Source organism: Sphingomonas sp. CFBP 13603 (assembly GCF_014892665.1).
Classification (GTDB): Bacteria; Pseudomonadota; Alphaproteobacteria; order Sphingomonadales; family Sphingomonadaceae; genus Sphingomonas.
Window position 1 is genome coordinate 1 of the sequence record NZ_JADBIA010000009.1, and the last position, 22985, is coordinate 22985.

20 protein-coding genes, 1 tRNA gene and 1 pseudogene are annotated in these 22985 nt (G+C 66.2%); 10 read left to right on the top strand and 12 right to left on the bottom strand.

Annotation, left to right across the window (positions count from 1 at the left end; genetic code table 11):
- The first annotated feature begins 177 nt into the window (after positions 1-177).
- The gene (locus IFR23_RS13835; protein WP_192146059.1) at positions 178-444 is read left to right on the top strand and encodes a hypothetical protein; all 267 of its coding nucleotides are present in this window, start codon (positions 178-180) and stop codon (positions 442-444) included.
- Positions 445-666: 222 nt separating this feature from the next.
- On the opposite strand, the gene IFR23_RS13840 is transcribed toward IFR23_RS13835, so the two are convergent.
- The 5 genes and pseudogenes from IFR23_RS13840 to IFR23_RS13860 form a co-directional block, all read right to left on the bottom strand.
- On the bottom strand, positions 667-1332 hold the full coding sequence (locus IFR23_RS13840; RefSeq protein WP_192976426.1) for a nitroreductase: 666 nt from the start codon (positions 1330-1332) through the stop codon (positions 667-669).
- 100 nt (positions 1333-1432) lie between these two features.
- Positions 1433-2728: an ATP-dependent protease ATPase subunit HslU gene (gene hslU / locus IFR23_RS13845; RefSeq protein WP_192976427.1), complete on the bottom strand. Its 1296-nt coding sequence runs from the start codon at positions 2726-2728 to the stop codon at positions 1433-1435.
- Between the two features lie 130 nt (positions 2729-2858).
- Positions 2859-3401, bottom strand: a complete 543-nt coding sequence (gene hslV / locus IFR23_RS13850) for an ATP-dependent protease subunit HslV (protein ID WP_056066793.1) — start codon at positions 3399-3401, stop codon at positions 2859-2861.
- 195 nt (positions 3402-3596) lie between these two features.
- Positions 3597-3824, bottom strand: a pseudogene (locus IFR23_RS13855) (3TM-type holin); the annotation flags it as partial.
- Positions 3825-3918: 94 nt separating this feature from the next.
- A complete protein-coding gene (locus IFR23_RS13860; RefSeq protein ID WP_192976428.1) occupies positions 3919-4455 on the bottom strand; it encodes a glycoside hydrolase family 108 protein in 537 nt (178 codons plus the stop codon).
- A 523-nt stretch (positions 4456-4978) separates the two neighbouring features.
- Between IFR23_RS13860 and IFR23_RS13865 the strand changes: the two genes are divergently transcribed.
- Complete coding sequence (locus tag IFR23_RS13865; RefSeq protein WP_192976429.1) at positions 4979-7261, top strand: NADP-dependent malic enzyme; 2283 nt, start codon at positions 4979-4981, stop codon at positions 7259-7261.
- Positions 7262-7402: 141 nt separating this feature from the next.
- Here IFR23_RS13865 and IFR23_RS13870 read toward each other — a convergent pair.
- From IFR23_RS13870 to IFR23_RS20310, 3 genes are all read right to left on the bottom strand, one after another.
- Positions 7403-7479: transfer RNA gene (locus IFR23_RS13870), tRNA-Pro, on the bottom strand.
- A gap of 93 nt (positions 7480-7572) precedes the next feature.
- Complete coding sequence (locus IFR23_RS20575) at positions 7573-7797, bottom strand: putative quinol monooxygenase (protein ID WP_342344968.1); 225 nt, start codon at positions 7795-7797, stop codon at positions 7573-7575.
- The gene (locus IFR23_RS20310) at positions 7734-7880 is read right to left on the bottom strand and encodes a hypothetical protein (RefSeq protein WP_244655691.1); all 147 of its coding nucleotides are present in this window, start codon (positions 7878-7880) and stop codon (positions 7734-7736) included. Before IFR23_RS20310 ends, IFR23_RS20575 begins: the two co-directional genes overlap by 64 nt.
- A 170-nt stretch (positions 7881-8050) precedes the next feature.
- Here IFR23_RS20310 and yajC point away from each other — a divergent pair, with 170 nt between their 5' ends.
- From yajC to IFR23_RS13895, 4 genes are read left to right on the top strand one after another with little or no spacing between them, the layout of a single operon-like run.
- Complete coding sequence (yajC, locus tag IFR23_RS13880; RefSeq protein WP_056416442.1) at positions 8051-8392, top strand: preprotein translocase subunit YajC; 342 nt, start codon at positions 8051-8053, stop codon at positions 8390-8392.
- On the top strand, positions 8392-9996 hold the full coding sequence (secD, locus tag IFR23_RS13885; RefSeq protein WP_192976430.1) for a protein translocase subunit SecD: 1605 nt from the start codon (positions 8392-8394) through the stop codon (positions 9994-9996). Before yajC ends, secD begins: the two co-directional genes overlap by 1 nt.
- 14 nt (positions 9997-10010) lie before the next feature.
- On the top strand, positions 10011-10976 hold the full coding sequence (gene secF / locus IFR23_RS13890) for a protein translocase subunit SecF (RefSeq protein WP_060526421.1): 966 nt from the start codon (positions 10011-10013) through the stop codon (positions 10974-10976).
- A gap of 7 nt (positions 10977-10983) precedes the next feature.
- Positions 10984-11358, top strand: a complete 375-nt coding sequence (locus tag IFR23_RS13895) for an Mth938-like domain-containing protein (protein WP_060526420.1) — start codon at positions 10984-10986, stop codon at positions 11356-11358.
- Here the strand turns inward: IFR23_RS13895 and IFR23_RS13900 are convergent.
- Positions 11340-12524: a glycosyltransferase gene (locus tag IFR23_RS13900; RefSeq protein WP_192976431.1), complete on the bottom strand. Its 1185-nt coding sequence runs from the start codon at positions 12522-12524 to the stop codon at positions 11340-11342. The genes IFR23_RS13895 and IFR23_RS13900 overlap by 19 nt on opposite strands.
- 288 nt (positions 12525-12812) lie before the next feature.
- Positions 12813-13637 (bottom strand): class I mannose-6-phosphate isomerase, encoded by an 825-nt coding sequence (locus tag IFR23_RS13905; protein WP_192976432.1) that lies wholly within the window; start codon positions 13635-13637, stop codon positions 12813-12815.
- 134 nt (positions 13638-13771) lie between these two features.
- On the opposite strand from IFR23_RS13905, the gene IFR23_RS13910 reads away from it, so the two are divergent.
- A complete protein-coding gene (locus IFR23_RS13910; protein WP_107963125.1) occupies positions 13772-14719 on the top strand; it encodes an outer membrane protein assembly factor BamD in 948 nt (315 codons plus the stop codon).
- 73 nt (positions 14720-14792) lie between these two features.
- Positions 14793-16457: a DNA repair protein RecN gene (gene recN / locus IFR23_RS13915; RefSeq protein ID WP_192976433.1), complete on the top strand. Its 1665-nt coding sequence runs from the start codon at positions 14793-14795 to the stop codon at positions 16455-16457.
- Between the two features lie 136 nt (positions 16458-16593).
- Here the strand turns inward: recN and IFR23_RS13920 are convergent, their stop codons facing one another.
- On the bottom strand, positions 16594-16938 hold the full coding sequence (locus IFR23_RS13920; protein WP_192976434.1) for a hypothetical protein: 345 nt from the start codon (positions 16936-16938) through the stop codon (positions 16594-16596).
- 133 nt (positions 16939-17071) lie between these two features.
- Entirely contained in the window at positions 17072-18043 is a 972-nt protein-coding gene (locus IFR23_RS13925; RefSeq protein WP_107963122.1) for an SDR family oxidoreductase, read from the bottom strand.
- 117 nt (positions 18044-18160) lie between these two features.
- Here IFR23_RS13925 and ligA point away from each other — a divergent pair, with 117 nt between their 5' ends.
- Entirely contained in the window at positions 18161-20284 is a 2124-nt protein-coding gene (ligA, locus tag IFR23_RS13930; RefSeq protein WP_192976435.1) for an NAD-dependent DNA ligase LigA, read from the top strand.
- A 209-nt stretch (positions 20285-20493) separates the two neighbouring features.
- Entirely contained in the window at positions 20494-22974 is a 2481-nt protein-coding gene (locus IFR23_RS13935; RefSeq protein WP_192976436.1) for a TonB-dependent receptor, read from the top strand.
- Positions 22975-22985: the final 11 nt, after the last annotated feature.

A 22985-nucleotide genomic window follows, 5' to 3' on the forward strand; every position in this document is an offset into this window, starting at 1 on the left:
GGCGGTCGTCCCCAGGGCGGTGGTCGTCCCGGCGGCCAGAGCGGCGGCGGTCGTCCGGCTGGTGGCGGCGGCGGTGGTCGTGGTCCGAGCCGCGGCGCGGGCCCGAGCTCGGCACGCTAAGGAGCATTCGTTCGCCTCGCGGGTTTGGTGTAGACCGGTCCCGCGAGGAGAATGCTCATGGACGTTTCCACTACACCTGTCGCCGAACGCGTCGCGCGCGTGCTGGCGGGACAGCGGATCAGCGCGAACGCCGGCGGCGATGCCGAATCAGCGTCGCGGCTGATCGACGATGCGTGGGCGGACTATCTGCCCGATGCGCTGGCGGTCCTGAAAACGTTGCGCGAGCCTGACAAGGCGATGGCCGCGGCGGGTGACCCTGCGGTCTGGGAAGCGATGATCCTCGCGGGGATCAAGGGTGCCAAGCCGGTTACGGTAATCCTCTAAAAACCTGTTTCCCCGCCAAGGCGGGGACCCAGTCTGGGTACCCGCCTTAGCGGGTGAACAAAATGGGGGCGAGGCACTTGGCCCATATACACCACCCCGGCGAAGGCCGGGGCCCAGTTGGCAAGGCCGGCGTAACGAAGCGCTTTCGTCCGTTACAATCGTTCCCCAACTGGGCCCCGGCCTTCGCCGGGGTGGTGTTTTGGTTAGCTTCGATAGCCTAAATCAGCTGATCGTCGTCAGCCATTCCGCTTCGTCTGCGCGCTCTGTGCGCAGAGCGTTAACAGGCGCGCCCTTGTCTTCGTAGCCGATCGCCATGCCGCAGAAGAGCATGCGGTCGTCGGGCATGTCCAAGACCCTTCCGACCGTTTCCGGATACATCGCCCAGCATTCCTGCGGGCAGGTGGCGAGGCCGGCGTCCACCGCGAGCAGCATCAGGTTTTGCAGGTACATGCCGAGGTCCGACCATTGCGGCGGGCCCATCCGCTTGTCGACCGTGCAGAAATAGGCGGCGGGGGCGCCGAAGAACTGGAAGTTCCGGGCGAACCACTCCCGGCGAGCGGGCTTGTCGTCGCGGGGGATGCCGAGGTGCGCGTACATCGCTTCGCCGACGGCGTAGCGGCGGTCTCGGTAGGGGGCAACGAGGTCGCGAGGGTAGACGTCGTAGGCTGGGGTTTCGGCTTCGCCGGCCGCGAATTTTTCGACCATCGTCGCCTTGAGGCGGGTCAGGGGTTCTCCCTGGACGATGGCGATGTGCCAGGGTTGGAGGTTGCCGCCGGTTGCCGCTCGGGATGCTTTTATCGCGAGGTCGCGGAGGAGTGCGGGATCGACGGGGGTGTTGAGGAAACCGCGGACGGAGCGGCGGGCGGCTATGGCTTCGGTCACGTCCATGGTTTCTCCTCTCCAATTTTGCTCTCCTGCGCACGCAGGAGTCCAGGGTTACGAGCGTTTCGCCATTTGACCCTGGATTCCTGCGTGCGCAGGAAAACAATTAGAGCACGAAACGGCTCAGGTCGGTGTTGCGGGCGATTTCCTTGAGCTGGCTGTCGACGTACGAGCCGTCGATGACCAGATTCGAACCGCCGCGGTCCTCCGCGTTGTAGCTTACCTCCTCCAGCAGCTTTTCCATCACCGTCTGCAGACGTCGGGCGCCGATGTTCTCGATCTCGGAGTTCACCTCTGCGGCGATGCGCGCGATTGCGGCGATGCCGTCTTCGGTGAACTCTATGCCGACGCCTTCGGTGGCGATCAGTGCCTTGTACTGCAGCGGCAGCGAGGCCTTGGTGTCCGAGAGGATCGCGACGAAATCGGCTTCGGTGAGGCCCTTCAGCTCGACGCGGATCGGCAGGCGGCCCTGCAATTCGGGGAGCAGGTCGCTCGGCTTGGCCACGTGGAACGCGCCGCTAGCGATAAAGAGGATGTGGTCGGTCTTCATCGGGCCGTACTTGGTTGCCACGGTGGTGCCTTCGATCAAGGGCAACAGGTCACGCTGGACGCCTTCGCGGCTGATCGAACCGCCGCGGCCGTCGGAGACGGCGATCTTGTCGATCTCGTCGAGGAAGACGATGCCGTTGGCTTCCGCATCGGCGAGCGCTGCGCGGCTGACCTCGTCCTGGTCGAGGCGCTTGTCGGCCTCTTCCTCGACAAGCTTGTCCCACGCCGCGTGGACGGTGAGTTTCCGCCGCTTCAGCTGCTGGCCGCCGCCGAACGACTTCATCATCTCGCCGAGGTTGATCATCTGCGGGGCACCGCCGGGAATTTCGAACGGCGTGGTCGGCGCCTGCTCGATCTCGATCTCGACTTCGGCGTTGTTGAGGTGACCGTCGAGGAAGCGCTGCTTGAAGCTTTCGCGCGTCGCTTCACTTGCGTTCTTGCCGGTGAGCGCGTCGAGCAGGCGCGACATCGCGGCCTCCTCCGCCTTGTCCTTGACGGCGACGCGACGGCGTTCCTTTTCGAGGCGGATGGCTTCCTCGACGAGGTCGCGGGCGATCTGCTCGACGTCGCGGCCGACATAGCCGACCTCGGTGAACTTGGTCGCCTCGACCTTCACGAACGGCGCGTCGGCGAGCTTCGCCAGACGGCGGCTGATCTCGGTCTTGCCGCAGCCGGTCGGCCCGATCATCAGGATGTTCTTGGGCGTGACCTCGTCGCGGAGATCTTCGCTGAGCTGCTGGCGGCGCCAGCGGTTGCGCATCGCGACCGCGACCGCGCGCTTGGCGGCGGCCTGGCCGATGATGTGAGCGTCGAGCGCGGCGACGATGGCCTTCGGGGTGAGCTGGTCGTTCATTTTGATCTCGCTCCCCGCCCGCTTGCGGGAGGGGTTGGGGGTGGGCTCGCGCTTCCCTCGATCGGTAGCGCTGGAGGTGAGCGGGCGCCCACCCCCTGCCCCCTCCCGCTTGCGGGAGGGGGAGAAGGAATTACGTGGTCGAATCCATCGTTTCGACCGTGAGGCGGTCGTTGGTGTAGACGCAGAGCTCGGACGCGATGCCCATTGCCTTGCGGCACAGGACCTCGGCGTCGGTCTCGTATTCGACCAGCGCTCGGGCAGCGGCGAGCGCGTAGTTACCGCCGGAGCCGATCGCGGCGACGCCGTTCTCCGGCTCCAGCACGTCGCCGTTGCCGGTGAGGATCAGCGTGACGTCCTTGTCGGCGACGATCATCATCGCTTCGAGGTTGCGGAGGAACTTGTCGGTGCGCCAGTCCTTGGCGAGTTCGACCGCGGCGCGAAGCAGCTGGCCCTGATGCGCTTCGAGCTTGCGTTCGAGGCGTTCGAACAAGGTGAAGGCGTCGGCGGTGGCGCCGGCGAACCCGCCGATGACGCTGCCGTCACCTAAGCGGCGTACCTTGCGCGCGTTGGGTTTCATGACGGTCTGGCCCATCGAGACCTGGCCGTCGCCGATCACGACGACCTTGCCGCCGCGGCGGACCGAGAGGATCGTGGTGCCGTGCCATGTCGGCATGGCGTGGGGGTCGTTGCTCATAGGCGCGATGTAGGGTTTGGTTTTGGGGGTGCAACGCCCTGCCCCTCCTCCGTCATCCTGACGAAAGTCAGGACCCAGGGTTCCAGACGGCCCGCCTGTGGCTCTGGGTCCTGACTTTCGTCAGGATGACGGGGGGAGAGGATGACGGATGACGGATGGCGGGGGCGGGCGGGACTACCGCCCCTTCCCCCATTCCCTTGCCACCGTGTAGCCGAGATAGCCTGTGCCGAAGAGCGCGTAGAGGGGTTCGGGGATCGCGTTGAGGTACGCTGCCATACCCGCCGCGATCGCTTGTGCCGTTTGCGGGCGGACCGCGGCGATCAGGCCTGCGGGGATCGCGCCGAGCAGCAATGTGTACATCACGTAGAGGAACGTCGGGCGAGCGCGGGTGGTCCAGGGATCTGGTGCGGGATCAAGGGGTTGCGGGGTCATTGGCTACCTCCGGCAAAAGTGAAGTATAGGAAGTGTAGACGCTGGGAGCGTTTCGTCACGAGCGTCATGTGCGGTTCGCGAGCCAGCCGTAGAGGAAGGCTTCGTTGGCGGGACGGGTCTCGGCGAGCGCGACGTAGCGTTCGCCCTGGAGCGCCTCGATCGCTTTCAGAAGCACGGTTTCGCCGCCGGGTTTGCGGCGGGCGAGGAAGGCTTCGAGCGCGGTCAGGGTCGCGGGGCCGATGCGGCCGTCCAGGATCATGTCGGGATAGTCGGTGGCGCCTCGGTTTAGCGCGTTGAGCGCGCGTTGGAGGAAGGCGGCGGCGACCGCGGGGCCCATGTTGACGCCGGTGTCGAAGAGTTCTTCGGCACTTTTGGGGGCTCGCTCGGCGATCTGGTCGAAGGCGGGGCGGGTCCAGTAGAGGCGGCGGTAGATGGTTTCCGCCTGGTCGCGGGGGAAGTTGCGCATGTCTCCGGGGTAGCCGTTGGTGCGGGCTACGCCTTGCGTGATGCCGTAGCGGGTGGGGCCGCCTCGGTCTGCGGGGTGGTTGGAGTAGCCGCCTTCGCGGTCGATGACGGCGTCGATGAGGGTGTCGATGGTCATGATGTGAGTCCCGCCCTGTTTGGGGGTTGAGCGAACCATATTGGTTCGCTGTAGGACAGGGAAATTTGGCGGGTCATGCCCTGCATCGTTCCCTCACTTCCGCTCTCTACTGTTCCCCCGCGGAGGCGGGGGGCCAGGGTTACGGCGGACGCCGCTCGTGATTCCTGGGCTCCCGCTTTCGCGGGAGAACGGAAAAGGGAGCCTGGCCCATCCGATTAGATCGAACCTCCCCGGCGGAGGCCGGGGTCCAATTGGGGGACGGTTGTAACGGAGGACGGCGCTTCGTTACGTCGGACGTTCCAATTGGGCCCCGGCCTTCGCCGGGGTGGTGCTATGGCGGGGTAGTGCTGTGGTGTGGGGTGCCGGGTCGCGACCGCCGCCCTACCCCCCACCCAAACCGACGCTACGTCCGCGCGGGGTTGGCGGATTGGTGCCCCTAAGGCTATGCGCTCCCTTGAACATTCGCCGCGGGCCTTGCCCGCGCCCACCCGGTCGCCGCCGCGGCCGACAGGTTAGGAAGACCATGGAAGACGATTTCCGCAAAGCCGCGCTCGATTATCATCGCTATCCAAAGCCCGGGAAACTCTCGGTCGAGGCGACCAAGCGGATGGCGACGCAGCGCGATCTCGCGCTCGCCTATTCGCCGGGCGTCGCTGCCGCGTGCGAGGAAATCGCCGCCAATCCGGACAAGGCTCGGGATTACACGGCTCGCGGAAACCTCGTCGCGGTCATCACCAACGGCACCGCGGTGCTCGGGCTCGGCGCGATCGGTGCGCTCGCGTCGAAGCCGGTAATGGAGGGCAAGGCGGTGCTCTTCAAGAAATTCGCAGGGATCGACTGCTTCGACATCGAGATCGACCAGCTCGATCCACAGGCCTTCATCGAGGCGGTCCGCGTGCTCGAGCCGACGTTCGGCGGGATCAATCTCGAGGACATCAAGGCGCCGGAATGCTTTGAGATCGAGACGAAGCTGCGCGAGGTCATGAACATCCCGGTGTTCCACGACGACCAGCACGGCACCGCGATCGTGTGTGCGGCGGCGGTTCGCAACGTGCTCGAACTGCGCGGCAAGCGGCTCGACCAGATGAAGCTGGTGACGTCGGGCGCAGGCGCGGCGGCGCTGGCGACGGTCGATTTGCTCGTTTCGATGGGGCTCAACCCCGAGAACGTGACGCTGACCGATATCGCGGGCGTCGTGCACAAGGATCGCGGCGACGTGATGCCGCCGAACATGGCGCGGTACGCGCGCACGACCAACGCGCGGACCTTGCCGGATGTGCTGGAGGGGGCGGACATCTTCCTGGGGCTGTCGGCGCCGCGCGTGCTGAAGCAGGAGTGGCTGCATCTGCTCGCGCCCGATCCGCTGATCCTGGCGCTGGCGAACCCCGAGCCGGAAATCCAGCCGGCGCTGGTGCATGCGACCCGGCCCGACGCGATCATCGCCACTGGCCGCTCGGATTTTCCGAACCAGGTCAACAACGTGCTGTGCTTCCCGTTCATCTTCCGCGGTGCGCTCGACGTCGGCGCGACCGAGATCAACGAGGCGATGAAGGTGGCGGCGGTCGATGCGATCGCGGCGCTTGCACGCGCTACGGCTTCGGACGTGGTGGTCACGGCTTACGGCGGCGCGACGCCGGTGTTCGGGCCGACCTACATCATCCCCAAGCCGTTCGATCCGCGGCTGATCCTGCACGTCGCGCCGGCGGTGGCGAAGGCGGCGATGGACTCGGGCGTGGCGACGCGGCCGATCGAGGATTTCGACGCGTATCTGCGCGATCTCGAAGTGTTCGTGTACCGCTCGGGCCAGCTGATGCGGCCGATCTTCGCGCGCGCCAAGCAGGCGGGGCGCTCGATCGCGTATGGCGAGGGCGAGGACGACCGCACGCTGCGCGCGGTGCAGACGGTGATCGACGAGGGGATCGGACGTCCGGTGCTGATCGGGCGGCGCGAGGTGATCGCCGAGAAGATCCAGTCGAGCGGACTGCGGATGGCGATCGGCACCGATGTCGAGGTGCTCGATCCGGGTACGGACCGCGAAGTGTTCGATCCATTGCTGGCCGGGTATAACGCGCTGGTCGGCCGTCGTGGATCGCCGCCCGACAGCGCCGAGCGGGCGCTGCGGACGCGGCCGAGCGTGGCGGCGGCGATGCTGCTGCGCGAGGGGCGCGTCGATGCCGCCTTGTGTGGTGGCATTGGCGACTGGTGGACGCAGATGACCTATGTCATGCCGCTGATTCCGCGCATGCCGGGCGTCTCGCGGCTGTATGCGATGTCGGCAGTGATCCTGCGCACCGGGAGCCTGTTCTTCTGCGATACGCACGTGACGGTCGATCCGACCGCCGAGCAGATCGCCGAGATGACGATGCTCGCGGCCGAGGCTGTGCGCGCGTTCGCGATCGAGCCGAAGGCGGCGCTGCTGTCGCATTCGAGCTTCGGTGCGTCGCGGTCGCCCTCGGCGCAGAAGATGCGCGCCGGGCATGCGTTGCTGAAGGAGTTCGCGCCGGAGTTCGAGTTCGACGGCGAGATGCACGGCGATGCGGCGCTGTCGGAGGCGCTGCGGCGGCGGCTGGTCGCGGACAGCCCGCTGACGGGCTCGGCGAACCTGCTGGTGATGCCGAACATCGATGCGGCGAACATCGCGGTGTCGTTGTTGTCGGCCTCGACCGAGTCGTTGCCGCTGGGGCCGATGCTGCTGGGGCTTGCGAAGCCGTTGCAGATGATGGTGCCTAGCGTGACGGCGCGAGGTATCGTCAACCTTAGCGCGGTGGCCGTGGGTCATGCGGCGACGGTGAGCGAGACGGCCTGACCTCTAACGGTTCTCCCGCGAAAGCGGGAGCCCAGGGCTGCGGGCGGCAGCGTTCGTGATCCTGGGCCCCCGCGTTCGCGGGGGAACAAGAAGGTTTGCCAAGACCTGGTCTGCTGGCTGTCGTTCATCGATGTAAGAAAATGGTCGGAGCGACAGGATTCGAACCTGCGACCCCCACACCCCCAGTGTGGTGCGCTACCAGGCTGCGCTACGCTCCGACCGAACGGGCCGCATAGCAGCCCGAGCCGCGCGCTCTACGCAGGGTCGGCGTGCGATGCAAGCCGCAACGCCGCTTGGCCGCAAAGATTACCTCACTCGCCCATCAGCGTACGCCAGAAGCTTCCATCATAGGCTTTCACGCTGATCTGCTCGATGGTGAACCCGCCGAGCGCGCGACCGAATGCCTTCTGGTGATCGGCTTGGCCGTGCGCGGCGATCGCCTCGGGACTCGCCCAGCGTTCGGAGATCCGGATCAGGTCGGGATCGACCAGATCGAGCGCGAGATTGTGAACTCGCAGCCGTCCTCCCCGGCGCAGGCGGCCATGTGCGCGATCAGCGTGTCGGCGATCTTCGCGCCCTCGCCGGTGGCCAGCTTGATATGTCCCATCACCAGGATCATCGCATCTCTCCTGTTTCGCCCCGGTTTCGCCGCGACTTCATCGTGGTCTCTACACGAACCGTCTACGCCTGCGTCAGTTGCACGGGACCCCAAGCGATGATAGCGGGCGGACCATTGCGACCGGCCGCGCGGCGCGCGAACCGAGCCACCCTTCACAGATACGGAACTCCATGTTCATCTCACCAGCATACGCCCAGGCCGCAGACGGCGCCGCCACGGCCGGAGGCGGGATCGCCTCGTTCCTGAGCCTCGCGCCGCTCTTCCTCGTGTTCGTCGTGTTCTATTTCCTGATGATCCGTCCGCAGCAAAAGCGCATGAAGGCGTTGCAGGCGTCGGTCGCGGCGGTAAAGAAGAACGACAGCGTCGTCACGTCGGGCGGGATCCTGGGCAAGGTGACCAAGGTCGAGGATAACGTCGTCGAGGTCGAGATCGCGCCGAATGTCCGCGTTCGCGTCGTCAAGGCGACGCTGACCGACATCACCAGCCCGAACACGAAGCCGGCCAACGACTGATGTTGGATTTTCCGCGCTGGAAGGTCGGGTCGATCATCGGGTTGCTGGCGGCATTGTGCCTGCTGGCGATCCCGAGTTTCCTCCCCGAGAGCACCACGAGCCAATGGGGGCGGATTCCGCATCCGCACATCAACCTCGGGCTCGATCTCGCCGGCGGCAGTTACCTGCTGCTCGAGGCGGATACCGCCGACCTCGCCGCGACGCGGATCGAGGCGATGCGCGACAGCGTCGCGGGGACGATGCGCAACGGGACGCCGCGGATCGAGATCGGCGACATTTCGACGCGCGGCGGCCAGCTGAGCTTCCTGCTGCGTGATCCTTCGCAGGTCGATGCGGCACGCGAGCGCTTGCTGGCGATCACCGGCGGTGGCGCCGGGATGAGCGGCCAGCGCGAATGGGACATCACCGTCGTCGACACGAGCCGGTTCGTGCTCAAGCCGACGGAGGCCGGCCTGACGCAGGCGGTCGACACGGCGATGAAGGACGCGACCGAAGTCGTCCGCCGCCGCATCGACGAACTCGGCACCAAGGAGCCGACGATCGTTCGCCAGGGCGCGACGCGGATCGTGGTCCAGGTGCCGGGGCTGAAGAACCCGCAGGCGCTGAAGGATCTGCTCGGCAAGACCGCCAAGCTCGAATTCAAGCTGGTCGACCAGACCGCGAACCCGGCCGATCTGGTCAAGGGCATCGCGCCGATCGGCAGCCAGGTCCTCCCCTACCCCGGCAATCCGCAGGGCGTGCCGTTCATCGCGGTCAAGCGATCGGTCATCATCTCGGGCGACCAGCTCGCCGATGCGCGCCAGGAGTTCGAACCGCAGACCAACGCGCCACAGGTTGCGATCACGTTCAATGCGGTCGGCGGGCGTCGCTTTGCCAAGGTCACGACGGATAACACCGGCAAGCCGTTCGCGATCATCCTCGACAACCAGGTGATTTCGGCACCGAACATCAACGAGCCGATTCTGGGCGGTCGCGCGTCGATCTCGGGCAACTTCACCGTCGAGTCGGCGAACGCGCTGGCGATCACGCTGCGATCGGGCAAGCTGCCCGTCGCGCTGAAGACGATCGCCGAGAGCACCGTCAGCCCCGACCTCGGCAAGGATTCGATCCGCGCCGGCGTGCTCGCCTCAATCATCGCGGCGCTCGCGGTGATCGTGTTCATGTTCGTCACCTATGGGCGGTTCGGCCTGTATGCGAACCTCGCGGTGGTCATCAACATCCTGGTGATCGTCGCGGTCATGGCGATGCTGAACGCGACTCTGACGCTGCCGGGTATCGCCGGGTTCGTGTTGACGATCGGGACCGCGGTGGATGCCAACGTGCTGATCAACGAGCGTATTCGCGAGGAGCGGCGACGCGGGCGTAGCGTGATCCAGTCGGTCGAGCTCGGCTACAAGGAAGCATCGCGGACGATCTTCGAGGCGAACGTGACGCACGCCATCACCGGCGTGATCATGCTGCTGCTCGGCTCGGGTCCGGTGAAGGGCTTTGCGGTCGTGCTGCTGATCGGGATCTGCACGTCGGTGTTCACCGCCGTCACGTTCACGCGGATGATGGTCGCGCTGTGGCTGCGGAAGAACCGCCCCACCACGATCAATATTTGAGGCGGGAGATAACCATGCGCCTGCTGAAACTCGTACCCGACAACACGAACCTGAAGTTCGTCTCGCTCCGTAAATGGGCGTTCGGGCTGACCCTGCTGCTTTCGTTGCTGGCGATCGGACTTGTCGTCACCAAGGGCCTCAACATGGGCGTCGACTTCGTCGGCGGCGTCCTGATCGAGGAGAAGTTCGCGACCACGCCGTCGATCGACGCGGTCCGCACCGAAGTCGACCGGCTCGGCGTCGGCGAAGCCTCGATCCAGTCGTTCAGCGATCCCAAGACGCTGTCGATCCGCCTGCCCGTGCCCGCCGGCGACGAAGGTGCTACCAACCGCCTCGTGAAGAAGGTGTCGGACGACCTCGCCGTGAAGTTCCCCGGCGCGACCTTCTCGAAGTACGACACGATCTCGGGCAAGGTCTCGGACGAGCTGATCAGCAAGGGTCTGCTCGCGGTCGGCCTCGCGATCCTCGGCATCGCGCTGTTCGCGGTGGTGCGGTTCGAGTGGCAGTTCGGCGTGTCGACCGTCGTCGCGATCGTCCACGATCTGTTGATGACGCTCGGCTTCTTCGCGCTGACGCAGTTCGAGTTCGACCTCAACATCGTCGCGGCGGTGCTGACGATCATCTCGTACTCGATCAACGACAAGATCGTGATCGACGACCGTATCCGCGAGAACATGCGCCGGTATCGGAAGATGGACATGCGCGAGATCATCGACCTGTCGGTCAACGAGACGCTGCCACGCACCGTGATGACGTCGGTGACGATCCTGCTCGCGCTGGTCGCGATGCTGGTGCTCGGCGGCCACGTGCTGCGCGGGTTCACCGCGGCGATGATCCTGGGTATCGTGGTCGGGACGTATTCGTCGATCTACGTGTCGTCGTCGCTGCTGATCACGCTGGGGCTGCGGGCCGATCCTGCACCGCGCAAGGGCGGCGTGCAGGACGGTGCCGAGCGGGTTGGTCCCAAGGTCGAGCGTTGATCACGTCATGAGGATGGACCGCGAGAAGACCGATGGGCCGATGATCTCGGCGATCGGTCGGGCCGGGTTCAAGGTCGACGACGGCTATTACACCGCGCTGTCGATCAGTCCCGAGCGCGCGGATGGCTGGGAGCCGCCGGCGTTCGAGGCGCTCGGCGAGGCGGACGTGGCGGCATTGCTCGCGCTCGATCCGCCGCCGGAGTTCCTGTTGCTGGGGACGGGCTCGGCGCTTCGCCAGCCGCCGCTTGCGTTCAAGCGTGCGGTCGAGGCGCGGGGGTTCGGGATCGAGGCGATGGACAGCCGTGCGGCCGCTCGGGCGTGGGCGGTTCTGCGCGGCGAGGGTCGCTGGATCGTGGCGGCGCTCTACCCTCTCGAGGGGTAACCCGCGACGAGCGCCGCAAGGTGCGCGTACAGCGCTGCGGTATTTCTTTCCCAGGTGAAGCCGGCGGCCATCGCGCGTGTCGCGGACCGCGCGGGCGGATTGGCCAGCAGATCCTTGATCGCCGCCGCAAACGCCAGCGGATCGCCGATCGTCACGCGACCAGCCTCGGGCGATGTGACCACCTCGCGCGCGCCGCCGGCGTCGGTGATGACGACCGGCGTGCCGCAGGCAAGCGACTCGACCCAGACATTGGCAAGCCCTTCGGACTCCGACGCCAACGCGCTGACATCGGCGGCAGCGATCAGCGCGGGCAGGTCGGCATGCGGCAACGCGCCGAGCAGGCGAACGCGGTCGCCGACGCCGAGCCGGGCGATCAACGCCTCCAGGTCGGCGCGAGCAGGGCCATGCCCTGCGATCAGCAGCGAGACTCCGGGCAGCGCCGCAACCGCCTCGATAACGACATCATGCCCCTTGCGCGGCAATAACCCACCGATCGCGATGACGAGCGGACCTTGCACGCCGAGTTTCGCCTTGGCCGATGCGTGATCGTCGATCGGGCGGAAGCGGTCCTGATCGACCCCGGTATGATGCACCGATATGCGGTCGGCCGGCATGCCGAGCGCCACCATGTCCGCCTTCATCGCCGCGCTGACCGCCAGCAGTCCGGCGGCCCCCTGCCCGGCCTCGCGCACCTGCGCCGCGGTCGCGGGCGCTTCGCCCCAATAATGGATGTCGGAGCCGCGCGCCTTGATCGAGACGGGGACGCCGTAGCGCTTGCCGAGCGCAACTGCGGCGGGGCCTTCGGGGAAGAAATACGACACGTCGATCACGTCGAACGCGAAGTCCGTGCGGATCGCGTCGAGCACGGGGACGAGGGCGCGTTCCAGTGCGGCGGCATGGTGCCGTCCTTGCGTAAACGGGAGCGCGGTGAAGCGGGGCCGGTGGACGTCGACGCCCTTCCAGCGTTCGCGGTGCGGTAGTTTCGCAAGCGGCGCGTAGTGGCGGAACCTGCTGAGAATGCCGGGCGGCAGGCCGATCGGCGCGACCACTTTCAGGTCGACGTCGGGATGCGCCGCCAGGCTCAGCGTCTGCCGCTCGACGAAGCCGCCGAAGTTCGGGCGGGTGGCGTCGGGAAACAGGGTGGAAAGGGTGAGAACGCGCAGCATTGCGCTGGGGTATAGCGCCGCAGTTAATGGGTGATGAGTGCGAAGCGGCGGTTACCGTTACTCCACCCCGGCGGAGGCCGGGGCCCAATTGGAGAGGTGGCAATAATAGCGTGCCACGTTTCGTTAGCAACGTTCCCCAATTGGGCCCCGGCCTTCGCCGGGGGGGGTGGTGATTTGGGCTGGTAACGACCTTCGATTACCCTTTTTCCCCGCGAAGGCGGGGACCCAGACTGGGCTCCCGCCTTCGCGGGAGAACAAGGCGGGAAGCGCTCTTCCCGCCCAGCTTGATCAGATCCGCTTCGCCAACGGATACGCGAACAGCAGGTCCGCATCCGCGCTGGTCGACACGGTCTCGCTACCCGTCATCGTCGCGCATTCGCCCGCCTTGAACGCGACGCCGGCGACTTCGCCCGAGCCGGCGATCGGGATCACCCAGCCAGTCGTGCCCTCGGGCAGGTTGACCACATGGTCGCCGCCCTTCCAGCGCTCGAGCACGAACTTCGGCCCCTCGACCATGATCGTCCGGCCCGTCTCGATCTCGATCGGCGGTGCGACCGGCACATACGGCGTGGGATCGGCGACCTCGATCCCGTCCTTCAGATGCAGCTCACGATCGCTGCCGTAATCGTACAGGCGATAGGTGGTCTCGGAGTTCTGCTGAACCTCGATCACCGTCACGCCGCCGCCGATCGCGTGGATCGTGTCCGACGCGCAGTACATGAAGTCGCCGGGCTTGACCGGCTTCCAGTCGAGCTTGTCCTCGATCGTGCCGTCGATCGCCGACTGGCGAAGTTCTTCCTTAGAGATCGGCGCCTTGGTGCCGACCGCGATCGTCGAATCGGGTTCGGCCGCCAGGATCGTCCAGCATTCGTCCTTGCCGCGCGGCAGGCCGCGCGCGTGCGCCTGCTCGTCGTTCGGATGAACCTGTACCGACAGCTTCTGGCTCGTGAACAGATACTTGATCAGCAGGTCGGGCGTGGTGTCGCCGGGCTCCTGGAACCAGACTTCGCCGATCGGCGGCGTGCCGGCGGCAGGGTCCTCGAAACCGGGCCAGAGCGTGTCGCGACCCCATGGCTTTTCGACGCGGTGGGTGTGCAACAATGTGGCCGGCATGACATGATCCTCGACTGAATGGCGTAACGCGAACGCACGACTATTGCCGTGCGATCCGGCGCACGTGAAGGGGCAAGCGCGGTCCGGCGAAAAGGATTGTTCGCGGCTATCCGCTTACGCTAAGGATCACGCCGATGCGTATCACCCAGTCTCGTGCCCTCGCGGTCACGCTCATCGCCGCGCTTGCGCTCCCCATTGCCGGTTGTGCGAGCGGTCGTGCCGCGAAGGGCGACCTCCCCTATGTCGCGCGCGACGTGGGTACGCTGTATTCGACCGCCAAGCAGCGGCTCGACCAGGGCCGCTACAAGGAAGCAGCGCAGCTGTTCGACGAGGTCGAGCGCCAGCATCCCTATTCGATCTGGGCCCGCCGCGCGCAGATCATGTCGGCATTCAGCTATTACCTCGCACGCGATTACACCGCCTCGATCAGCTCGGCGCAGCGCTTCCTCGCGGTCCATCCGGGCAACCGCGATGCGCCTTACGCCTATTATTTGATCGCGCTCGGCTATTACGAGCAGATCACCGACGTCACGCGCGACCAGAAGATCACGCGACAGGCGCTCGATTCGCTGGGCGAACTGATGCGCCGCTATCCGAACACGCGATACGCGTCGGACGCGCGGCTGAAGATCGATCTGGTCAACGACCATCTCGCCGGCAAGGAGATGGAGATCGGGCGGTTCTACGAGACGCGCGGCCAGTGGCTCGCGGCGAACGGCCGGTTCCGCACCGTGATCGACAAGTTCCAGCAGACCACGCACACGCCGGAAGCGCTGATGCGGCTGACCGAGACGTATCTGGCGCTCGGCGTACCCGTCGAGGCCGAGAAGGCCGGTGCGGTGCTGGGTCGCAACTATCCCGGCACCGACTGGTATCAGCATGCGTACGACCTGCTGAAGAAGAACCAGGTCCCCGCCGTGCCACCGCTGCCCGCGGGCGAGCAGGTCGTTCCGGTCGGAACCAAGGGTACGCCGTCGGTGATGGTCGAGCTGGACGAGCCGGGTTCGACACCGACCGGTCCCTCGATCCGTACGCCCGAGAAGCCGCGCTCGGCAGGCCAGCCGTCCAACACCGGCAGCTGACGCGAGTCCAGATCGTTCGGTTGGAACATAGGGGGATCGCATTGCGCGCCCGTTCGTCTATGCCGGACATCCTATGCTGACCGAACTTTCCATTCGCGACGTGGTGCTGATCGAAGCGCTGGATCTGGGATTCGGCGAAGGGCTCGGCGTGCTGACCGGCGAGACCGGCGCGGGCAAGTCGATCCTGCTCGATGCGCTGGGCCTCGCGCTGGGTGGGCGCGGCGATAGCGGGCTGGTGCGGCATGGTGCTGCGCAGGCCGTGGTGACCGCGACGTTCGATGCCCCTGCCCCCGAGTCGCCGCTCGCGCTGCTGTTCGACGAGAACGGGGTGGAGATCGAGCGCGGCGAACCGCTGATCGTGAAGCGGATCGTCAAGGCGGATGGCGGCAGTCGCGGGTTCGTCAACGACCAGCCGGCATCGGCGGGGCTGTTGCGGGAGATGGCGCCGCATCTGGTCGAGATCCACGGGCAGCATGACGAGCGCGGACTGCTGAATGCGCGGGGGCATCGGGCGTTGCTCGACATCTTCGGGCGGACCGAGCCGGGTGCGACGGGCAAGGCTTACGCGGCGTTTCGTGCTGCCGAGGCCGAACTGGCGGCGGCGCGCGCGGACATCGAGACGGCGGCGCGGGATCGCGAGTGGCTCGAGCATACGGTTGCCGAACTGACCGCGCTGGCGCCTGTCGCGGGCGAGGAGGAGACGCTGGCGGATACGCGGCGGTCGATGCAGCGCGCGGAGAAGATCGCGGACGATCTGGCGGCGATCGACGATTTCCTCGAGGGCAAGGATGGCGGGATGGCCAAGCTGCGCCAGGCCGCGCGCGTGCTGGAGCGGATCGCGGAGGATCATGTCGCGCTGGGCAATGCGCTGGCGGCGGTCGATCGCGCGGTGATCGAGGCGTCGGTCGCGGAGGAGAGCCTGCGCGATGCGCGGGCGGAGATGGCGTATGATCCGCGCGCGCTGGAGGATGACGAGGCGCGGTTGTTCGAGCTTCGCGCGATGGCGCGCAAACATCGCGTGCAGCCGGACGACCTTGCCGCGCTGGCGGACGAGATGCGCGCGCGGCTGGAGCGGCTCGATGCGGGCGAAGGCGGGATCGCGAAGATCGAGGCACGCGTGGCGTCGGCTCGGAAGGCCTTCGATGCGGCGTCCGATGCGTTGACGAAGCGGCGGCTGGCGGCGGCGAAACGCCTCGACGTGGCAGTTGCTGGGGAACTCGCGCCGTTGAAGCTCGATGCGGCGCGGTTTCAGACCGTTGTCGCGCCGCTGGGTGAAGAGGGCTGGTCGGCGGCGGGCAAGGACCGCGTCGAGTTCGAGATCTCGACCAATCCCGGCGCGCCGTTTGCTGCACTGACCAAGATCGCGTCGGGTGGCGAATTGTCGCGCTTCATCCTCGCGCTGAAGGTGGCGCTGGCGGAAGAAGGCGGCGCGTCGACGATGGTATTCGACGAGATCGACCGCGGCGTTGGCGGCGCAGTAGCGAGCGCGATCGGCGAGCGACTCGCGCGGCTGGCGCTGAGCACGCAGCTGCTCGTCGTGACGCACAGCCCGCAGGTTGCTGCACGGGGGGCGAAGCATCTGCTGATCGCCAAGAGCAGCGACGGCACCGTTACGCGCACCGGCGTGCGGGCCTTGAGCGAGGACGAGCGACGGGAGGAGATCGCTCGGATGCTGTCGGGCGCGCAGATTACGGATGAGGCGCGGGCTCAGGCGGAGCGGTTGCTGGAGCGGGCCTGAGGTTTACGGCTCCAGGCTCGACTTCGCGAAGCCAATACCGTTCCCCCGCGAAGGCGGGGGGCCAGTATACCACCCGCAGCGACTGTAACCCTGGACTCCCGCGTTCGCGGGAGAACCGTGCGGCGAAGGGCTGACTTCAGGGCATCGCCTGCCGCGGGTGACCCAAGTGAATCTTCAGCACCGGCACGACGATGTAATCGCCGCCGACTTTCCGCAGGCCGTGGAGCGCGCGACTGCCGAACGCGCCGTCTTCATGGATCGCGGCGCGGACCGGCGCCTGTTCGGCGTGAATCATGTCGTCGAGGCCCGCCGCGCTGGCGTCCGACCGCGGCCATAGCGGCTGCTGGACCCGGTCGTCAGCGGAGGAGTCGTCGTTCCAGTCATAGCCGATCGCCGGGGCGGACTCAGGCGTGACGTGCGTCTGCTGTGCTGCGGCTGGCGCCGTGCAGAGTAGGACTGACATTAGAGCTGCTGTTTTCATCGCACCCTCCCCACGTCCACCCCGGCGAAGGCCGGAGCCCAGTTGGGAAACGATAGTTGGTGAACGCAGCGCCTCGATACAACGACCTTGCCAACTGGGCCCCGGCCTTCGCCGGGGTGGTGTTGGGGGAGGGTTACAGAACCCCGCTGCCGCCGGTCGCCGCGAACGCGCTGCCGCTGGTGAAGCTCGTCCCCGTCTCCGCGAGCGTCACGAACAGCGACGCCAGTTCCGCCGGCTGACCCGCGCGGCCGAGCGGCGTGTCCTGGCCGAACTCGCCCATCTTGCCGGGCAGTTGACCGCCCGCGACCTGGAGCGGCGTCCATACCGGCCCCGGCGCGATCATGTTGACGCGGATGCCCTTCTTGCCGAGCTGCTTCGCGAGCCCCTTGGTGAAGATCAGGATCGCGCCCTTGGTGGTGGCATAGTCGAGCAGTTCCTCGCCCGGGTCGACCGAGTTCACCGACCCCGTGTTGATGATCGACGCGCCCGGCTTCATCAACGGGATCGCCGCCTTGCAGAGGTGGAACATCGCATAGACGTTGGTCTTCATCGTCCGGTCGAACTGCTCGAAGCTGATCTCCGCGATCGACGCCTTCGACTGCTGGTACGCGGCGTTGTTGACGAGGATGTCGAGCCCACCGAGTTCGCGGTTGGCGCGCGCGATCAGGTCGTTGCAGAATTTCGCATCGGTCAGGTCGCCGGGGATCAGCACGACCTTCCGCCCCTCGGCGCGGAGCAGCTTGGCGACGTCCTGCGCGTCGGGTTCCTCGGTCGGATAATAATTGATCGCCACGTCGGCGCCTTCGCGCGAGAACGCGATCACCGCCGCGCGGCCGATCCCCGAATCGCCGCCCGTTACCAGCGCCTTCCGACCGGCGAGACGCCCCGATCCGCGATAGCTCGCCTCGCCGCAATCGGGGACGGGGCGCATGTCGCGCTGGAGCGCTGGCCATTTCTGGCGCTGTTCGGGGAACGGCGTCGAGACGAAGCGCGTCTGCGGATCGGCGAGCGGCGCGGCGCCTTGCGCGAAGGCAGGCGCGGCGGCGGCGGCGAGGCCAGTGACGGCGGCGCCCTTGAACAGGTCTCGGCGGCTGGTGTCGGTCATGATGGCGTGTCCTTGGGAAAAATTCTCTTGGGATGTCAGCGCGCAAGTCGGACGAATGTTCACGCGATGTTGATCGAGGTCTTGTCGAAAGACGCCCCCCTCCCCTAACCCGACGCGATGACCGACCTTCCCGCGACCGAGACCGAAGCCGCCGCCGAACTGGAGACGCTCGCCGCGCAGATCGCGTATCATAACGCGCGCTATCACACCGACGACGCGCCCGAGATCAGCGACGCAGACTATGACGCGCTGGTGCGGCGCAATGCGGCGATCGAAGCGGCATTTCCGGCGGCGGTGCGGACCGATTCGCCGAGCCGCACCGTCGGTGCTGCACCCGCGGGGCACCTCGCGAAGGTCGCGCATGCCAAGGCGATGATGAGCCTCGACAATGCATTCGCGGACGAGGAGGTCGAAGAGTTCGTCGCGCGCGTGCGCCGATTCCTGAAACTGGCGGACGACGCGCCGGTGGCGCTGACCGCCGAACCGAAGATCGACGGGCTGTCGTGTTCGCTGCGGTATGAGGATGGGCGGCTGGTCCAGGCCCTCACGCGCGGCGACGGGCAGGTTGGCGAGGACGTGACCGCGAACGTCCGCACCATTAGTGATATCCCCCAGACCTTGCAGGGTGAGGCCCCCGCGATTTTCGAGGTTCGCGGCGAGGTTTACATGGCGAAGGACGACTTCGCCGCCTTGAACGGGCGCCTGCTCGCCGAGGCCGAGGAGACCGGCAAGGACGCGCGGCAGTTCGCCAATCCGCGCAACGCCGCCGCGGGCTCACTCCGCCAGAAGGACGCGAGCGTCACCGCGAGCCGCACGCTCCGGTTCCTCGCGCATGGCTGGGGCGAGGCGAGCGTGGTGCCGGGCGAGACGCAGGCCGAGGTCGTCGACACCTTGCGCGGCTGGGGCTTCCCGATCGCCGAAGGGTTCGCGCGGGTCGAAGGAACGGCCGCCGCGCTCGACATCTATCGGAAGATCGAGGCTGAGCGCGCCGACCTGCCGTTCGACATCGACGGCGTGGTCTACAAGGTCGACCGGCTCGATTGGCAGGCACGACTGGGCCAGGTCGCGAAGGCGCCACGCTGGGCGATCGCACACAAATTCCCTGCCGAGCGTGCGCAAACGCTGCTCGAGAAGATCGACATCCAGGTCGGCCGAACCGGCGCGATGACTCCGGTCGCGCGGTTGTCGCCAGTGACCGTCGGTGGCGTCGTCGTGACCAACGCGACGCTGCACAATGCCGACGAGATCGAGCGGCTCGGCGTGCGGCCAGGCGACCGCGTGCTCGTCCAGCGCGCCGGCGACGTGATCCCGCAGATCGTCGAGAACCTGACCCCGGACGCGGAGCGCGAGGCGTATGTCTTCCCGCATGTCTGCCCCGAATGCGGGTCCGCGGCCGAGCGCGAGGAAGGCGAGGTCGTCTATCGCTGCACCGGCGGGCTGATCTGCCCGGCGCAGCGAGTCGAGCGACTGATCCACTTCGCCTCGCGCCACGCCTTCGACATCGGCGGGCTCGGTCAGACGCTGATCGAGGCGTTCTTCCGCGACGGCCTGATCGAATCGCCCGCCGACATCTTCCGCCTGACCGAGGAGCAACTCGCCGCGCGCAAGAAGGACGGGCGCGTGTGGGCGGCCAAGGTCATCGCGGCGATCGAGACCAAGCGGACGATCCCGCTCGACCGGTTTCTGTTCTCGCTCGGTATCCGCCACGTCGGCGAGATTACCGCGCGCGACCTTGCGCGACGCTATGTGTCCGCGCGCGCGCTCGGCACGGTGCTCCGCCACGCGGTGTTCCTGCGCGGCCAGATCGAGCCCGTCATCGGCGAACCCGAGCGGAAATTCGTCCTCCGCCGCGACAAGCTGCTGGTCGGCGCGATCGAAACCGCGGGGATCGGCCCCGAGGTCGCCAGCGCACTGGTCGGCTTCTGCGCCGAGCCGCACAATCGCCGCGTCGTGTTCGACCTGTTGCGCGAAGTGAAGCCCGCGGACGTCGTCCACGAGACCCGCGAGTCGCCGGTAACCGGGCAAATTCTGGTATTTACCGGCAGCCTGGAAACACTCAGCCGCGACGAAGCCAAGGCGCAGGCCGAAGCGCTCGGCGCCCGCGTCGCGGCATCGGTGTCGAGCAAAACCGGCCTCGTCATCGCCGGGCCAGGCGCAGGATCGAAGCTCAAGAAAGCCACCGACCTGGGGATACGGGTGATTACCGAAGCCGAATGGGCGGAGATCGTCGCCGCCAGCTAGGCTGCTATCATGCCCCGGCAGGGTTGGTTCCAGTCCCCCGGAATCGGTTCGATTGCGTGGCTTTTTTGCAACGCAACATCACCGAGTGACTCTATGACAATTCCCGACTCGCCAATGTAACATAACCGAAATATCCCGAGTGCAGGGGCACGGATGTGCGGTGGAAAGCCGACATCCAGAGCTACGGGCTCTAAGGGGACATTATTCAGATGCGTACCATGCTAGCTTGCGGCGTTGCATTCGCCGCGCTCATGCTTCCGGCCGCGGCCTTCGCTCAGTCGACCGGATCACAGTCGTTCGACGAAACGGGCGAAATCGTCGTCAGCGGCAAGAAGGACAAGGCGGTCGGCGGTGTCGAGATTCCCGACTCGCCGAAGCCCAAGGTCGTCATCACCAGCGAGTTGATCCAGCGTCAGCGCCCTGGCCAGTCGGTCAACGAGATCATCAACCTCGTCCCCGGTGTCAGCTTCACGAACAACGATCCATGGGGTTCGTCGGGCGGTTCGTTCACGATCCGCGGTTTCGATTCGTCGCGCATCTCGCAGACGTTCGACGGCATCCCGCTGAATGACTCGGGCAACTATGCCATCTATACGAATCAGCAAGTCGACCCCGAACTGATTTCCAACGTCAACGTCAACCTGGGCGCGACCGACGTCGACAGCCCGACCGCCTCGGCAGTCGGTGGCACCGTCAACATCAATACGCTGAACCCGAGCGAAGTACTGAGCGGCATGGCTGTCGCCAGCTATGGTAACATCGTCGCCGACGGCGCAGGCGACCGCCCCTACACGCGCGTTTTCGGCCTGATCCAGACCGGCGACATTACCGGCCACGGCACCAAGGCCTGGTTCGCGGCATCGAATGCGCACAACGAGGCAGCGTTCGCGAACTACGGCGTCGTCCAGAAGTCGCAGTACAACGCCAAGATCCGCCAGGACATCGGCAGCAACGGCGACTTCATCTCGCTGGCAGGCAACTATAACGTTAACCGCAACAACTTCGGTGGCTCGCCGCTGAACGCTGCGTCGTTCGGCAACGACAAGTCGGTGCGGTTCTACGACATTCCCGGCGGCATTCCCTGCAACGTCAGCTTGAACGGCACGCCGAACACGTGCGGCACCTCGTTCGAGCGTCGCTACAACCCGTCGAATAACGGCAATGCGCGCATCAACTCGCGCTACACGCTGGCAGAAGGCCTGATCCTGTCGCTCGACGGCGCGTATCAGTATGTGAAGGCAAACGGCGGCGGCACCGTGTCGGCCCGCGAGAGCGCCTTCACGCAGAACGGCCAGAGCTTCACTGGCTATTTCCCGTCGGCGATCGGCAACACCGGCGCACCGATCCCGTACTATAACGCGGATCTTAACGGCGACGGCATCATCAGCCCCACCGGTCGGGTAACCGTCCTCCAGCCAAGCCAGACGCAGACCAACCGCTATACCGGCGTTGCCAACCTTGCGTACGATCTGGACCCGAACAACCGTGTCCGCCTGTCGTATACGTATGACCGCGCCCGCCATCGCCAGACCGGTGAAACCGGTGCGCTGGATATCGGTGGCGAGCCGTCCGACGTGTTCCCGGTCAACAATCCGCTGACCGATGGCGCCGGCAACGTAGTGCAAAAGCGCGACCGCAAGTCGTTCGCGACGCTGAACAAGGTCGCCGCCGAATATCGCGGGCAGTTCATTGACGAGAAGCTGACGTTGCTGCTCGGCGTGAGCGCACCGTTCTACAAGCGCGACCTCAACCAGTATTGCTACACGACGTCGCTCAGCGGCAACGTTAACTGCGTTGCCGGCGGCAACGCCGCTGCCTTCCAGGCCGCCAATCCGTACACGACGACGGCAACCGGTGCACCACGGGGTGCAGCGCCGCCGCAGTCGCGGACGTACAAGTACGACAAGATCCTGCCGAACGTCGGCGCGACGTTCCGCCTGACCCCGGCGGTCAGCGTCGCGGCGAGCTTTGCCCAGAACCTCTCGGTTCCCGGCACGGACACGCTGTACAACTCGCTGTACGTGCCTGCGACCAACTCTGCAGCCCGGCCTCGGCCCGAAACGTCGAACAGCTATGATCTGAGCCTGCGTTACCAGCGCAGCATCGTCCAGGCAGCGCTGACCGGTTGGTACTCGACCTACAAGAACCGCATCGTATCGGCTTATGACCTCGACTGCGATTGCTCGGTCGACACCAATCTGGGCGAAGTGAAGAAGTACGGCTTTGATGCCAGCGTATCGGTTCGTCCGGTTCCGCAGGTTCTCGCCTATGTCTTCGGTTCGTACATCAAGTCGGAAATCCAGGACAACGTCGCCACCGGGGCAACGACGTTCGCCGCCACCGCGGGTAACTACGAGCGTGCCGCACCGAACTGGCTCGCCGGCGGACGTCTTCAGGGCACCATCGGCGATCTCGATCTTGGCGCACAGGTCAAGTACACGGGTCGTCGCTTCCTGAACGATATCAACACGGTAAAGTTTGGCGGCTACACGGTCGTCGACCTCGACATCCGTTACTCGCTGGCGAGTGCAGGGCTCGCGAAGACGTATTTGCAGCTCAACGTCAGCAACCTGTTCGACGAGTTCTATGTTGGCTCCTTCAGCGGCAGCCTGTCGCAGCTCGGCACCGGCGCATTCGTGAACTTCGGTTCGCCGCGTGCGATCAGCGGATCGCTCATCGTCGGCTTCTGAGCCTTCGACAT